The sequence below is a fragment of the Streptomyces sp. CoH27 genome (assembly GCF_020181035.1).
Taxonomy (GTDB): domain Bacteria; phylum Actinomycetota; class Actinomycetes; order Streptomycetales; family Streptomycetaceae; genus Streptomyces; species Streptomyces camelliae.
The window spans coordinates 192,857-205,891 of record NZ_JAIQYY010000007.1 but is presented as its reverse complement, the minus strand read 5'-3'; the positions used below and the strand labels follow the sequence as shown (position 1 = coordinate 205,891).

The following is a 13,035-nucleotide window of genomic DNA, read 5'->3' as shown; positions in this document are numbered from 1 at the left end:
CTTCGTGGTGGCTCGCGCCCACGCGGCGGAGCCGCATATTGATCTCGCGCTCACGCGGCGGAGCCGCATATTGATACAGTCCCGTGCCCCTCAGGGACCTGCCCGCGCCCCTCAGGGGCCTGGCGGTGGCGTTGTCCGTGTGGCCGCCGTAGCCGCGCCGGCCCAGCCACCGCACCGGAACCGATCACAGGCCGGCGCCGTCTGTAGGCCCGTGAAACGCGCCCGGATACTCGCCCTGCTTCTCTCACTCCTCGGCATCCAGCTCACCTGGCTCATCGCCCCCGCCTACGCCTGCGGTTGCGGAGCGATGGTGCCGGACGCGGCGACACGGATCTCCGTCGCGCAGGAGCAGTCCGTGCTGCGGTGGGACGGGCGGCAGGAGCAGATCGTGATGCGGCTGACGGTCGGCGGGGACGCGAAGCGGGCCGCCTGGATCATGCCCGTTCCGCACCGGGCCACCGTCCGCCTCGGCGACCCCGCCCTCTTCGACCAGCTGGCCAGGGCGATCCAGCCCGTCCACCGCACCCGGTACCACTTCTGGCCCCAGGACGGCGACTGGCCCTTCGACGGCCTCGGCACCGTCGGCGCCGCCGCTCCCCCGGCCGCGGCCGGCGTCGGTGTGGTCGGCCGGCAGCGGCTCGGCCCCTTCGACGTGGCCCGGCTGACCGCCACCGACCCGAGCGCCCTCGACCACTGGCTGCGCGACCACGGCTTCGCCTTCCCCGCCCGGCTGCGCACCGCCCTCCAGCCGTACGTCGACCAACACTGGGAGTACGTCGCCGTCCGCCTCGCCCCCGACACCGGCGGCACCGCGCTGCACGGCGCCCTCGACCCGATCCACCTCACCTTCGCGGCCGACGGCCCGGTGTACCCGATGCGGCTCTCCCGCCTGGCCACCACCCCGCAGTCGCTCGGCCTGTACGTGCTCGCCGCCCACCGCATGGAGACGCGCACGACGATCGGCGGGACGACACCCGGCACGGTCTTCGCCGGCCGCCTCACCGCACCGGACGGCGCCCTCGGCGAGCTGGCCGCCGGGACGCCGTACCTGACCGCGCTCACCCAGTACTTTCCCGATCCCTCCCGGATCTCCGGCGATCACGAACTGCGCCGGGCCGCCGCCGACACCCCCGTCCAGCAGGTGATCCACGACGACGAGCTGCGGCGGATCGCCGGGATCCCCGCATGGGTCGTCACGGTCGGCGGCGGGCTGCTGGTGCTGGTCGCGCTGGTCTGCGTGCTCGTCGTACGGCGCGCACGGCGGCCGGTGCCCCCGCCGCAGGCCGGCCGATTCCCGCCGGTCTCCCCGTCGGGGCCCGTCGGCTGAGACCATTGCAGAGGGAGTGCACGTACTCGGGAAAGGCAGCAGGAGCATGACCGGCTCGCAGGTCTGGGACGACGTCGACGACTACTTCATCAGCCAGCTCGCACCCGACGACGAGGCGCTGCAGGCGGCGTTGCGGGAGAACGACGCCGCCGGGCTCCCGCCGATCGGCGTCACCGCCACGCAGGGCAAGTTCCTCCATCTGCTCGCGCAGGTCCAGGGTGCGCGCCACGTCCTGGAGATCGGCACGCTCGGCGGGTACAGCACGATCTGGCTGGCGCGGGCGCTGCCCGAGGACGGCCGGCTGGTGTCGCTGGAGTACAACCCCAAGCACGCCGAGGTGGCCGTACGGAACATCGCCCGGGCGGGTCTGGACAAGATCGTGGAGGTGCGGGTCGGCCCGGCCCTGGAGTCGCTGCCCAAGCTCGCCGACGACAACCCGCCCCCCTTCGACCTGGTCTTCATCGACGCCGACAAGGCCAACAACGCCCACTACGTGGAGTGGGCGCTGCGCCTCACCAGCGCGGGCAGCCTGATCGTCCTGGACAACGTGGTGCGCGGCGGCCGGGTCGTCGACGCGGACAGCACCGAGCCGGACGTCGTGGGCACCCGGGCCGCGATCGAGCTGATCGCGACCCACCCGAGGCTCGACGGTACGGCGCTCCAGACGGTCGGCAGCAAGGGCTACGACGGGTTCGCGCTGGCCCGGGTGCTGGCCTGAGCCGGGCCCGGAGGGGACCGGGCCGGCTCACGCCTCGTGGTAGAAGCCGACGTTGACGCTGCGCGGCGCGGTGCGGTCCTGGACGACGATCTCACCGGACCCGCCGTGCGGCAGCCGTACCGTCTCGCCGTAGCCGAGCGGCTGGGTGAACTCCCCGGCCATCAGCCGTACTTCGGAGGACGGCTCGGCCTGCGAACCGCGCAGCCACGTCAGCTGCCAGCCGCCGTCCGGGCCGCAGCGGAACTCCAGGTGGACGCGGGAGACGAACAGCCAGTCCTCCGGTGTGACCAGCCGGCACACCGAGGCGTCCCGGCCGACGCGGAGCACGGAACCCGGCTCGCTCGGCCCGTCGGCCATCGTCATCCCGGCCGTGGCCCCCGAGTCGGCCCCGGAGACGGTGGCCATGGTCAGTTCGAGCACGCGCGTTCCCCCTGAATCATCCGGCCGTGCGGCCGGTCGGTCTGCCGCCGCATGATAAAACGCCCGACCGGGTGCCGTCCGGCACAATGGAGTCATGACCGAGCGAAAGCCACCGGGTGTGCCGTTCGAGTCCTGGGTCGACAAGCAGATCCGTGACGCCCAGCGACGCGGCGAGTTCGAGGAACTGCCGGGTGCGGGCGAGCCGCTGCCCGCCGAGGTCGACTCCACCTACGACGAACTGTGGTGGATCAAGCGGAAGTTGGCGCGTGAGGGCCTGTCCGTCCTGCCGCCCGCGCTCGCGCTGCGCAAGGAGGCCGAGGACGCGCTGGAGGCGGCGTACGCGGCGCCCTCGGAGCGGATCGCGCGGAAGATCATCGAGGATGTCAACGTCAAGATCAAGGACATGATGTTCAAGCCGCCGCCCGGTCCGCCGCTGGGCAAGAAGCCGTACGACGTCGAGGAGGTCGTGCGGGAATGGCGGCAGCGCAGGGCTGCCGCCAGGAGTGGATCAGCCGCTGGATCAGCTGTGTAGCAGGCGCTCGGCCAGGTTCCGGTAGTCCCGCAGGGCCAGCCTGAGCTGCTCGGTTTCGGCGTCCGAGCCCGGACCGCGGTCCTCGGAGGCCTCCCAGGACCGTCGCAGCGTGCGCCGCCGCCGCTCCACGGCTTCCTCGAACCGCCCGGCGATCTCCTCCAGCGCGTGGTCGGCCTTCTCGACGGCCCCGCGCGGCTCCTCCACGAACCCGGCGGCCAGTTCCCGCATCCGCCGCTCCCAGCGGTCGGTCTCGTCGTGGGACAGGAGGGGGGCGCCCGTGCCGGCCGGGGCGGGGGCCGCCGCCGGCGCGCCCGGTGCGGCCGGCCAGGCGTCCGGGCCCCGGGACTCGGTACCGTGCGCCTCGCGTGCGGTCGGCTCACCGGAGGACGGAGCCCCCAGCCCGTCGTCCGGCATCAGGCTCTCGCCCTGCGCCCCGCTCTCGTCCGCCCTGGGCCGCGTCCCGCCCGAGGCCTCCGGTCCGCCCAGGTCGGACGTGCCGGACGGGCCGGACGCCAGGTCCTCCGTGCCGGGCCGCAGCCCCTCGGTCCCGGACCTCTCCTCATCGTCCGGCCGACGGCTCGCGGAGCGGCCCATGCCCGCAGGCCGACGGCTCGCGGAACCGCCCATGACCGCCGGGTCGGGGCGGTGCACAGGTGCGTCCTCGGGGGTGAGGTCGTCGCCCGTCAGCCCCTCACTCCCCGGGCCGACCGAGCCGGCGCGGCGGGCCGGGGCCCCGGGTTCCGGTGCAGGTTCACCGGGGAGCCATTCCTCCGGCAGTGGCTCCCTGCGGGCGTCCTCAGGGGTCCAGTCCTCATCCTGCGGCCGGCGGATGCGGCCGGTGGGGTGCGTGTCGCCGGAGCCACTTGTCCTGTCCGACATGGTGCTCAACTCTCCTTCGACGGTCTCCTGCCGACGACCCGCCGGTGGGGTGGGTGAGGTCGTCGAAGAGGGGGCGGGCCCCGAGGAGCGCCGTACGCATCTGCTCGGTTCCGGAGCCGGTCCCGGTCATCGCGTCCCCGGCCCCGGCGCGGGCCACCCGGTGTACCTGCCGATAGCCGTCGACGTGGTCGGCGTGGTGCACGGACAGCGCGGCGACCTGCTCCTCGTAGTGCCCGCCGTCCGGGTAGCCGCGCGCGGCGGCGAGCTCCGCGAGCAGCCCGTCGGCCTCGGCCACCGCCTGCCGCGGCGAGTCGACGAAGTGTTCCTGTACGGCCGTCCAGCGGGCCTCGTAATGCTCCCGCCCGGCCGGGTCCAGTGGCCGTTCCCGCAGATCGCCGTGGCGTCGCACCCGCGCGGCCAGTTCCCTCCGGGCAGCCATGGTGTCACCGCCGTGCCGGACGACGGTCCGCTCGTACTCGGGCCCGAAGCGCCGCTTCAGGCCGGGCCGGCCGTACCATCCGAGGCCGCCCAGGACCAGGGAGACGGCCGCGCCGACGACCACGACCGCCACGATCACGATCAGCACGATCATGGCTGTGGACATGATTGCCTTCCACTCGGACCGGCCCCACCGGCCGGCTCCCTCTCCGGGTGACCCGGAAGGGAAGCCACAAACGCAGGTCAGCCCGCGAACGCGGCCAGTCCGCGAAGCGGCGCCGGATGAGCGTACGGGCGGACAGTCTGCGTGAAATCCGGCGGCGGACCGCGCCCCGCCGACCGACAATGACCGGCATGACCTGGACCATCACCGCGGAACCGTACGACTCCCCGGCCGCCGCCGCACTGTGGCGGGCGTACTACACAGAGGTCAGCGACCGCTGGTACCTGCTGCACGAGGGGCACCGCACCGACCCCGACGAGCTGGAGCGGGAGATCGCGGCCCACACCGGGTCCGAACTCGCCCCGCCCGCCGGGCAGTTGCTCATCGGGCGGTACGACGGCGCACCGGGCGGTTCGGCGGGCGTACGCCTGCTCGACGCGGACACGGCCGAACTGACCCGGGTGTTCGTGTACGAGCACCTGCGCGGCAAGGGCGGCGCCCCGCTGCTGGTCGCCGCCGCCGAGGAGACCGCCCGCGCCCTGGGCGCCCGGCGCCTGATCCTCGACACGCGCAGTGACCTGGTCGAGGCCCGCGCCCTGTACGCCCGCCTCGGCTACACCGAGACCGGACCGCACAACGACGACACGTACGCCGAGCACTGGTTCAGCAAGGAGCTGGCGGTCAGCTGACCCCGGCCCGCGGCCCGTCGAGCGGCCGCTCGCGCTCCGAGCCGCACAGTTCCTCCGTCAGCTCCTTCACCAGCTGCGTCAGGTCGGTCGAGCGGCCCGGCTGCCACCAGTCGCCGAGGAGTTCGGCCAGGGAATCCTCGCGGGCCGCGGCGAGCCGTTCGGCGGCCTCGCGGCCGGAGTCGGTCAGGTACACGTCCAGGCCCCGGCGTTCGGTGAGGCGCCGTTCCTCGGCCTGGCGGGCGGCGGCCATGACGACGTCCAGCGGGACGGGGCCGCTTTCGGCGAGTACGCCCGGCTCGACCGAGCCGTACCTGCGGATGCGCAGCAGCAGCCAGCTGGCGGCGGGCAGCAGGTCGTAGCCGGCCCGCTCGGTGATCTTCCGGTAGATCTCCCGGCGGCCCTCGCGGGTGCCGAGCACGGACAGGGCCCGGCAGCACTCGTCGTAGGAGGAACGCTCGACCGGGTTGGGCGGGATCGTCTCGGAGGCGTCCGGCGCGGTGACCGAGCCGCGCAGCCGGTCCTCCTTCAGGAACCAGGCCAGCAGGAAGCCGAGGAGGGCGACCGGGGCCGCGTAGAGGAAGACGTCGGTGATGGCGGACGCGTACGCGTGCAGGGCCGCGGGCCGCAGGGCGGGCGGCAGGGCGGCGATGCCCCGCGGATCGGACTTCAGGGCGTTGACGCTGGTCCCCGGCGGCAGGCCCACGCCCCGGAAGGCGGCGGCGAGTTTGTCACTCAGCCGGCCGGCGAAGACCGTGCCGAAGATGGCGACGCCGAAGGAGGCGCCGATGGAGCGGAAGAAGGTCGCGCCGGAGGTGGCCACGCCCAGGTCCTCGTAGGAGACGGCGTTCTGCACGATGAGCACGAGAACCTGCATGACCAGGCCCAGGCCCAGGCCGAAGACGAAGAAGTAGCTGCTCATCACGGCGGTCGGGCTGGTCTCGGTGAGCCGGTGCAGCAGGAGCAGCCCGATGGTGGTGACGGCGGTGCCGGTGACCGGGAACACCTTCCAGCGTCCGGTACGGCTGACGATCTGCCCGGAGATGGTCGAGGACAGCAGCAGACCGAACACCATCGGCAGCATGTGCACCCCGGACATGGTCGGCGAGACGCCGTGCACGACTTGGAGGAAGGTCGGCAGATAGGTCATCGCCCCGAACATGGCGAAGCCGACGATGAAGCTGATCACGGCGGCGAGGGTGAAGGTGCGGATGCCGAACAGCTTCAGCGGCAGCACCGGTTCGGCGGCCCGCCGCTCGACCGCGACGAACGCCACAGCGAGTACGACACCCAGCACGGCGAGCCCGATGATCTGCCCCGAGCCCCAGGCCCAGGTCGTACCGCCGAGGGAGGCGACGAGGACCAGGCAGGTGGCAACGGCGGCGATCAGGAAGGTGCCGAGGTAGTCGATGACATGACGCGCGGTGCGGCGCGGGATGCGCAGCGCGGTGGCGATCACGGCGAGCGCGACGGCGCCGACGGGGAGATTGACGTAGAACACCCAGCGCCAGCTCAGATGCTCGGTGAACAGCCCGCCGAGCAGCGGTCCCAGCACACTGGTCGCGCCGAACACGGCGCCGAACAGCCCCTGATAACGGCCGCGTTCACGCGGCGGCACGATGTCGCCGACGATCGCCATCGACAGCACCATCAGCCCGCCGCCGCCCAGCCCCTGCAACGCGCGGAACGCGATCAGCTCACCCATGTTCTGGGCCATGCCGCACAGCGCGGACCCGATGAGAAAGATCACGATGGCGGTCTGGAACAGCCGTTTCCGGCCGTACTGGTCGCCGAGCTTGCCCCACAGCGGGGTCGCGGCGGTCGAGGCCAGCAGATAGGCGGTGACCACCCAGGACAGATGCTCAAGTCCGCCGAGGTCACTGACGATGGTGGGCAGCGCGGTCGACACGATGGTCTGGTCGAGCGCGGCGAGCAGCAGCCCGAGGAGCAGGGCGCCGATCGAGACGAACACATTGCCGGGGACGTGTTCGCCGTCCTGCATGTCCTTCGCCGTGCCGTGCGTGTCCAGGGCCATGGAGACCTCCCGGAGGCTCGGGTACGCCTCTTCCATCGTCGTCGGTGTGGCTGGTTATGGCCTGTCGAGTCCCGCGTTTCGGGCGGCGGATGCGGAGAAGATGCGCATAGTCTCTGGAGTTCGTGAGGGGAGGCACGAACGCGTGACTGATTCCAAGGGTCCCCGGGATCCCGAGGGCCATACCTGCCCGGAGTGCGGGGCACCGAGGGGCCCGGACCTGAGCCCGTCCTGCGACTGCACCGAGCGGGCCGCCGAGGCTCTGCGCGAGACCCGTACGGCCGAGGCGGCAGCGGCGGAGGACTTCGACCCGCTGCGCATACGCCCCTATGTGAAAGCCGAGGCCGTCGAGACCACGCTTCCGTTGCGACCGCTGCCGGGGTCGAGCACGGCCGACCTGCGGATGCAGCGCCCCGAAGGGGCGCGGGGCTCTGATCTGATATGCGGCTCCGCCGCGATGGGGGTCCCCCCGGGTTCGAGCGAAGCCGAGAATTTGGGGGAGCGACCAGCCACGACGACGCCGCACCCGGATGACGACCAGTCGCGGCCGAAGCCTCGGAGCGTCCGCGTCCTGCTGTCCGTCGCGGGCGCGAGCGTGGCGGTCGTGGCGGCGGCCGGTTTCGCGAGCGGGCTGTTCTCGTACGACACCCCGTCGTCCCGGGACCGGGCCGCCCAGGAGGTCAGGGAGAGTGTCCCGGAGGTCACACCGAGCTCGGCGTCACCGTCCCCGACGCCCCCGGACTCCCCCGCCGCATCCCGCTCACGGGTACGCCCACCCACGTCCGCACCGCCACCACCATCGGCATCCCCCACACCGTCCCCGTCCCCCACGACACGGCCCCCCGCACCACCGAGCTCCCCGACCCCCTCGCTGACGACCACCCCCGCCGCCCACCCCACCCCCGCCGCCGCACCGGTCCTGCGCCTCGGCGACAAGGGCCCCGAGGTCACCGAACTCCAGCAGCGACTGCGGCAGTTGAACCTCTACGCCGACGAGATCAACGGCATCTTCACCCGCCCCGTGCAGGACGCGGTCCGCAACTACCAACTGGCCCGGGGCATCGTGAGCGACACCTACGGGGAGTACGGGCCGGCGACGAGAAAGAGCTTGGAGGCGGAGACGTCGACGACGCCCAGCTGATGTAATCGCTGCGGCGCGCGGGCGTGCAGCCCGTGAAGCGCCGCCCTGCTGCGCGGCCGACCGAGCGGGAGCCGGGACGGCCACCCTCGCCTCCTGGCGGGGTTCAAGGGGCGGAGTCCCTTGCCGGCGCCCTTCCCACCACCACAGTCAGCCGACGTACAGCCGGATCATCCCGTCGGCCCCCGCCTCGACCCGCACTCCCGTGAGGTCCGGCACCACCACGTCAGGCCCATGCACCCCGGCCCGCGCACCGACCCCCACCACGGTCATCCCAGCGGAGCGCCCCGCCGCGATCCCCGCCCCCGAGTCCTCGAACACCACGCACTCCCCCGGCTCCACCCCGAGCTCGGCGGCCCCCTTCAAGAACCCTTCGGGGTCTGGCTTGCTCGCACCCACCGACTCCGCCGTGATCCGGACCTCCGGCAACGGCAGCCCGGCGGCGTTCATGCGCGCGGTGGACAGCGCGACGTCGGCCGAGGTCACCAGCGCATGCGGAAGCCCGCGCAGCGAGGCGAGAAAGGCGCTCGCGCCGGGGATCTCCACCACGCCCGCCACATCGGCGGTCTCCTCGGCGAGCATGCGGGCGTTGTCGGCGAGGTTCTGCTCGACGGGCCGGTCGGGCAGCAGTACGGCCATGGAGGCGTGCCCCTGGCGGCCGTGGACGACCTTCATCACCTCGTCGCCGTCCAGCCGGTGCCGCTCGGCCCAGCGCCGCCAGATGCGCTCGACCACGGCGTCCGAGTTGACGAGGGTGCCGTCCATGTCGAGCAGGAGGGCACGGGCGGTGAGGACGGTGGGCGCGGCGGTGGCCGTCATCGGCAGCTCCAGAGACGAAACAGGCCCGGGGTTCCAGGGACGGAACGGGCCCCGAGGTTCCAGGGACGAACAGACCCCGAGGTTCCAGGGACGGAACGGGCCCTGGGGGCGGGGACAAGGCGGCCCCGCCCGCCGGTCAGGGAAAACGGGCGGGAGCCACTTTGTTCCTCCACGGTACAAAACAGCTCCCGATCCCGCCACCGCCTCCGGCAAGGATTCATCCGCCGTTCAGCTCGCCGGACGCCTCAGCCCGCCACCGCCTCGTACAGGCTCCACACCCCGAGCCCCAGCATCAGCAACGCCGCGATCTGCGTGATCAGCCGCAGCGGCACCCTCTTCATCAGGGCCTTTCCGCCGACGATGCCGAGCCCGGCCACGGCCCACAGACCGAGCACCGCACCGAGACCGACGGAGATCGGGTCGTCGTACCGGGCGGCGAGGTTGGCGGTCATGATCTGGGTGAGGTCGCCGAACTCGGCGACGAGGATGAGCATGAAGCCCGTACCCGCGACCTTCCAGAAGGACTGGTCGGCCGGCTTCTTGATCTCCTCCTCGTCCTCGCCCCGCTTCAGCAGCAGCATCGCCGCACCACCGAGGAAGAGGACACCGGTGACGGCGTGCACGAGTCGCTGCGGCAGCAGGGTCAGCACGCTGCCGGCCGCGACGGCCAGCACGACATGCAGCAGGAAGGCGGCGGCGACGCCCGCGAAGACGTAGCTCGCCCGGTAGCGGGTGCCGAGGACGAGACCGGCGAGCGCGGTCTTGTCCGGCAGTTCGGCGAGGAAGATGACGCCGAAGACGAGCGCCGTCACGGTGATGCTGATCAAGGTTCCTCAATCGGTCGGGCCGCCCGCCGAGAGTGTGGTACGTCACGCGATGACACCTCGGCACGGCAGCACACTCGGCGCCCGTGCCGGTGGGCACGGGCGTGCACTGCTTGCCGAAGGTCTCGCTGGCGGCCCGTCGAAATCCAACGTCCGAGGTCCGCCTCCGGGCGCCGGCTCAGGCTCGCTGAGCAGTATGTCGACGGTCCGGCGAAGAGCTACTCCCCTTCTGCGCCTCCCATCGTACGGGATGCGAAAGTTCAGCCGTAAATCCTGGCATGACATGAGCACGTCATTGGCTTCTTACCGAGCGCTCACCTTCCGGCAACACGCCCTCGCGAGCATTCCCTGGCTCGCACCCAACATCCCCCCTGCACAAGGGAGTTCGCATGCCGAAGCTCTACGCGCGTCGACGGCTGAGCATACTCGCGGTCCTTACCGGACTCATAGCCTCCGCCGCGCTGTTCAACGGCCCGACCGCCTCCGCCGCCCTCCCCACCCCGGTCAGCGCCGCCACCGCCCGCAGCTACCTCTCCCAGCTCACCGTGGCCACCGAGAACCGCACCGGCTACAGCCGCGACCTCTTCCCGCACTGGATCACCATCAGCGGCACCTGCAACACCCGCGAGACGGTCCTCAAGCGCGACGGCTCGAACGTCGTCACCGACTCCTCCTGCGCGGCCACCAGCGGCAGCTGGTACTCCCCGTACGACGGCGCCACCTGGACCGCCGCCTCCGACCTCGACATCGACCACCTGGTCCCGCTGGCCGAGGCCTGGGACTCCGGCGCGAGCACGTGGACCACCGCACAGCGGCAGGCCTTCGCCAACGACCTGACCCGGCCTCAGCTCATCGCCGTGACCGACAACGTCAACCAGGCCAAGGGCGACCAGGACCCGGCCACCTGGGTGCCGTCCCGCTCCGCGTACGTGTGCACCTACGTCCGCGCCTGGGTGCAGGTGAAGTACTACTACGACCTCTCGGTCGACACCGCCGAGAAGAACGCCCTGACGAACTACCTGGCGAGCTGCTGACGTTCGCGGCGACGCGATGAGAAGCGGGGCCGGACATGCCAGGCCGGCCCCGCCGGGTCAGGAAGCCGGGCGGCGCCGCATGAAGTACCCCGCCGCGGCGCCCGCGCCGAACAGGGCGGTCAGGGAGACGCCGGTGGCGAGCCAGGTCGCGCCGAGCCACTGGGCGCCGTAGTAGCCGAGAGCGACGCTGTACGCCGCCCAGGACAGACCGGCCAGGGCGGACCAGGGCACGAAGTCGCGGGCGCGGCGGTGGGCGGCGCCGGCGCAGAAGGAGACGACCGAGCGGCCGGCGGGCGCGAAGCGGGCGAGCACGACGAGTGCGCCGCCGCCCCGGGCCAGGGCCTCGCCGAGCCGTTCCTGGGCGCTGGTCAGCCGACGCGAGCGGGCTATGGCCCGGTCCAGCCGCTCCCCGCCCCGCCAGGCCAGCCGGTAGGCCACCAGATCGCCGAGGACCGAGGCGGTCGCCGCGCAGAGGATCAGGGCCAGCAGGTCCGGCACGCCGCGCGGGACCTGGCCGGTCGCCGCGCCCGACCCCGCCGCCGCGGCCGTACCCGCCGCGATGACGAGCACCCCGCTCGGCAGTACCGGCACGAACACGTCGAGCAGCACGGACAGAGTCACCACGCCGTAGATCCAGGGCCCGCCGGCCAGTGACCCCACACTCTCGAACACCATGACTCCTGTCGCTCCCCCGTTGACAGCCATACAGCGTACGCCGGGGGTGTGACAGCAGGGTCCAGGGGGGCCGATGGGGCGATTCCGGGCGATTGTTCACCCGAGTGGCGCGTTCCGCGCGGCGCGGCCGTCGCGCGTCCCGTAGCAACGGAGTGAGGCCTGTCCGCGGATCCGGGGCTCCGTCCGCGGATCGGCGGACGTCAGGCGAACGACTCAGAGAAGCAGCGCATCAGCGCGGAAAAAGGTGCACATCATGGTGGCAGCCGTATTTGCGGGCGCCCTCGCCGCAGCCCTGTTCGCGACCGCAAGCCCAAGCGCGCACGGCCTCACGCTGGAGACCGACGGCGTGTTCTCCCCGCCCGCCAAGAACGTCGCCGCGCAGGCCGTGACGTACGACCAGAAGCTCGTCCCGGCGGGGTCCTGGATCAGCGTCCGGCAGCGGGTCCAGCCGAACGGTGCGACGACGGTCGAGCTGAAGGTCACGGGCCTGCAGCCCAACCACCTCTACGGGGTCCACGTCCACCAGAAGACCTGCGGCGCCGACCCCGCCGCCGCCGGCAAGCACTACCAGGACCAGGCCGGCACGGACCCCGCCCACGTCAACAACAAGAACGAGGTCTGGCTGGACTTCAAGACCGACAAGAGCGGCAACGGCTCCGCGAGCGCGCAGCACACCTGGGCCTTCCGCAAGGGCGAGGCCGGCTCCGTGGTGATCCACAGCACGCCGGGCACCAAGGGCGCCAGGGCGGCCTGCTTCAGCGTGCCGTTCGCCGCCAAGCCGTAAGGCAGGCTGGTGCCCTTCCCCGCTCGTGACGGGGAAGGGCACCCGGCGCGGGGCCGGTAGGGACGGGGGTGTCAGGCGGCTATCGGGGTCTGCTCGGCGACGGACCCGGCGTCCGCGGCCGTGCGCCGGCCGAACAGCCGGTCGACGCCGAAGGCGCCGGAGCCGGTGAAGACGAGCAGGAAGAACGCCCAGCAGAACAGGACGGACAGCTCGCCGCCGTTCTGGATGGGCCACAGCGCGGCCTGCTGGTGCACGTCGAAGTAGGCGTACGCCATCGAGCCGGAGGCGATCAGCGCGGCACCGCGGGTGCCGAGGCCGAGCAGCACCAGGGCACCGGCGACCAGCTGGATCACGGCCGCGTACCAGCCGGGCCAGGTGCCGGCCGGGATCGTGCCGCCGTTGGTGCCGGCGGCGCCGCCGAGCACGCCGAACAGGGACGCGGCGCCGTGCACGGCGAAGAGCAGGCCGACGACGATCCGGAAGAGCCCGATGACGTACGGCTGAGCGGAGTTGAGGCGTGCGGACATGGGGGAGATCTCCTCTTCGGTGACCGGCCGGGGACAGGT

At 72.3% G+C, this 13,035-nt stretch carries 15 protein-coding genes; 7 read left to right on the top strand and 8 right to left on the bottom strand.

From position 1 onward, the window contains the following. Window positions 1-211: 211 nt before the first annotated feature. On the top strand, window positions 212-1,327 hold the full coding sequence (locus tag LE548_RS13365; protein ID WP_225097010.1) for a DUF2330 domain-containing protein: 1,116 nt from the start codon (window positions 212-214) through the stop codon (window positions 1,325-1,327). Between the two features lie 46 nt (window positions 1,328-1,373). Beyond that, entirely contained in the window at window positions 1,374-2,045 is a 672-nt protein-coding gene (locus tag LE548_RS13360; protein ID WP_225097009.1) for an O-methyltransferase, read from the top strand. 27 nt (window positions 2,046-2,072) lie between these two features. On the opposite strand, the gene LE548_RS13355 is transcribed toward LE548_RS13360, so the two are convergent. Beyond that, window positions 2,073-2,465: an FHA domain-containing protein gene (locus LE548_RS13355; protein ID WP_225097008.1), complete on the bottom strand. Its 393-nt coding sequence runs from the start codon at window positions 2,463-2,465 to the stop codon at window positions 2,073-2,075. A 94-nt stretch (window positions 2,466-2,559) separates the two neighbouring features. On the opposite strand from LE548_RS13355, the gene LE548_RS13350 reads away from it, so the two are divergent. Beyond that, on the top strand, window positions 2,560-2,997 hold the full coding sequence (locus LE548_RS13350) for a DUF1992 domain-containing protein (protein WP_225097007.1): 438 nt from the start codon (window positions 2,560-2,562) through the stop codon (window positions 2,995-2,997). Here LE548_RS13350 and LE548_RS13345 read toward each other — a convergent pair. After that, on the bottom strand, window positions 2,986-3,876 hold the full coding sequence (locus LE548_RS13345) for a hypothetical protein (protein WP_225097006.1): 891 nt from the start codon (window positions 3,874-3,876) through the stop codon (window positions 2,986-2,988). The two genes, LE548_RS13350 and LE548_RS13345, sit on opposite strands and share 12 nt — an antisense overlap. Further along, on the bottom strand, window positions 3,809-4,480 hold the full coding sequence (locus LE548_RS13340) for a hypothetical protein (protein WP_225097005.1): 672 nt from the start codon (window positions 4,478-4,480) through the stop codon (window positions 3,809-3,811). The genes LE548_RS13345 and LE548_RS13340 overlap by 68 nt, the downstream gene beginning before the upstream one ends. A gap of 179 nt (window positions 4,481-4,659) precedes the next feature. Here LE548_RS13340 and LE548_RS13335 point away from each other — a divergent pair, with 179 nt between their 5' ends. Continuing rightward, on the top strand, window positions 4,660-5,166 hold the full coding sequence (locus tag LE548_RS13335) for a GNAT family N-acetyltransferase (protein WP_225097004.1): 507 nt from the start codon (window positions 4,660-4,662) through the stop codon (window positions 5,164-5,166). Here the strand turns inward: LE548_RS13335 and LE548_RS13330 are convergent. Beyond that, entirely contained in the window at window positions 5,159-7,198 is a 2,040-nt protein-coding gene (locus tag LE548_RS13330) for an MDR family MFS transporter (protein WP_225097160.1), read from the bottom strand. The genes LE548_RS13335 and LE548_RS13330 overlap by 8 nt on opposite strands. A 142-nt stretch (window positions 7,199-7,340) precedes the next feature. Here LE548_RS13330 and LE548_RS13325 point away from each other — a divergent pair, with 142 nt between their 5' ends. Further along, on the top strand, window positions 7,341-8,336 hold the full coding sequence (locus LE548_RS13325) for a peptidoglycan-binding protein (protein WP_225097003.1): 996 nt from the start codon (window positions 7,341-7,343) through the stop codon (window positions 8,334-8,336). Between the two features lie 147 nt (window positions 8,337-8,483). Here LE548_RS13325 and LE548_RS13320 read toward each other — a convergent pair whose 3' ends face one another. Continuing rightward, on the bottom strand, window positions 8,484-9,152 hold the full coding sequence (locus tag LE548_RS13320) for an HAD family hydrolase (RefSeq protein ID WP_225097002.1): 669 nt from the start codon (window positions 9,150-9,152) through the stop codon (window positions 8,484-8,486). A gap of 245 nt (window positions 9,153-9,397) precedes the next feature. Beyond that, the gene (locus LE548_RS13315) at window positions 9,398-9,979 is read right to left on the bottom strand and encodes a TMEM165/GDT1 family protein (RefSeq protein ID WP_225097001.1); all 582 of its coding nucleotides are present in this window, start codon (window positions 9,977-9,979) and stop codon (window positions 9,398-9,400) included. Between the two features lie 386 nt (window positions 9,980-10,365). On the opposite strand from LE548_RS13315, the gene LE548_RS13310 reads away from it, so the two are divergent. After that, complete coding sequence (locus tag LE548_RS13310) at window positions 10,366-11,010, top strand: HNH endonuclease family protein (protein WP_225097000.1); 645 nt, start codon at window positions 10,366-10,368, stop codon at window positions 11,008-11,010. Between the two features lie 57 nt (window positions 11,011-11,067). Here the strand turns inward: LE548_RS13310 and LE548_RS13305 are convergent, their stop codons facing one another. Next, complete coding sequence (locus tag LE548_RS13305; protein ID WP_225096999.1) at window positions 11,068-11,685, bottom strand: DedA family protein; 618 nt, start codon at window positions 11,683-11,685, stop codon at window positions 11,068-11,070. A gap of 253 nt (window positions 11,686-11,938) precedes the next feature. On the opposite strand from LE548_RS13305, the gene LE548_RS13300 reads away from it, so the two are divergent. Beyond that, on the top strand, window positions 11,939-12,469 hold the full coding sequence (locus tag LE548_RS13300) for a superoxide dismutase family protein (protein ID WP_225096998.1): 531 nt from the start codon (window positions 11,939-11,941) through the stop codon (window positions 12,467-12,469). Between the two features lie 71 nt (window positions 12,470-12,540). On the opposite strand, the gene LE548_RS13295 is transcribed toward LE548_RS13300, so the two are convergent. Continuing rightward, complete coding sequence (locus LE548_RS13295) at window positions 12,541-12,996, bottom strand: DoxX family protein (protein ID WP_225096997.1); 456 nt, start codon at window positions 12,994-12,996, stop codon at window positions 12,541-12,543. Window positions 12,997-13,035 lie beyond the last annotated feature (39 nt).

Excerpts from the sequence above, each read along its gene's own strand:
- LE548_RS13360 (WP_225097009.1), top strand. The coding sequence starts at position 1,374 with ATGACCGGCTCGCAGGTCTGGGACGACGTCGACGACTACTTCATCAGC.
- LE548_RS13350 (WP_225097007.1), top strand. The coding sequence starts at position 2,560 with ATGACCGAGCGAAAGCCACCGGGTGTGCCGTTCGAGTCCTGGGTCGAC.
- LE548_RS13345 (WP_225097006.1), bottom strand. The coding sequence starts at position 3,876 with ATGTCGGACAGGACAAGTGGCTCCGGCGACACGCACCCCACCGGCCGC.
- LE548_RS13340 (WP_225097005.1), bottom strand. The coding sequence starts at position 4,480 with ATGTCCACAGCCATGATCGTGCTGATCGTGATCGTGGCGGTCGTGGTC.
- LE548_RS13335 (WP_225097004.1), top strand. The coding sequence starts at position 4,660 with ATGACCGGCATGACCTGGACCATCACCGCGGAACCGTACGACTCCCCG.
- LE548_RS13330 (WP_225097160.1), bottom strand. The coding sequence starts at position 7,198 with ATGGCCCTGGACACGCACGGCACGGCGAAGGACATGCAGGACGGCGAA.
- LE548_RS13320 (WP_225097002.1), bottom strand. The coding sequence starts at position 9,152 with ATGACGGCCACCGCCGCGCCCACCGTCCTCACCGCCCGTGCCCTCCTG.
- LE548_RS13310 (WP_225097000.1), top strand. The coding sequence starts at position 10,366 with ATGCCGAAGCTCTACGCGCGTCGACGGCTGAGCATACTCGCGGTCCTT.
- LE548_RS13305 (WP_225096999.1), bottom strand. The coding sequence starts at position 11,685 with ATGGTGTTCGAGAGTGTGGGGTCACTGGCCGGCGGGCCCTGGATCTAC.
- LE548_RS13300 (WP_225096998.1), top strand. The coding sequence starts at position 11,939 with ATGGTGGCAGCCGTATTTGCGGGCGCCCTCGCCGCAGCCCTGTTCGCG.
- LE548_RS13295 (WP_225096997.1), bottom strand. The coding sequence starts at position 12,996 with ATGTCCGCACGCCTCAACTCCGCTCAGCCGTACGTCATCGGGCTCTTC.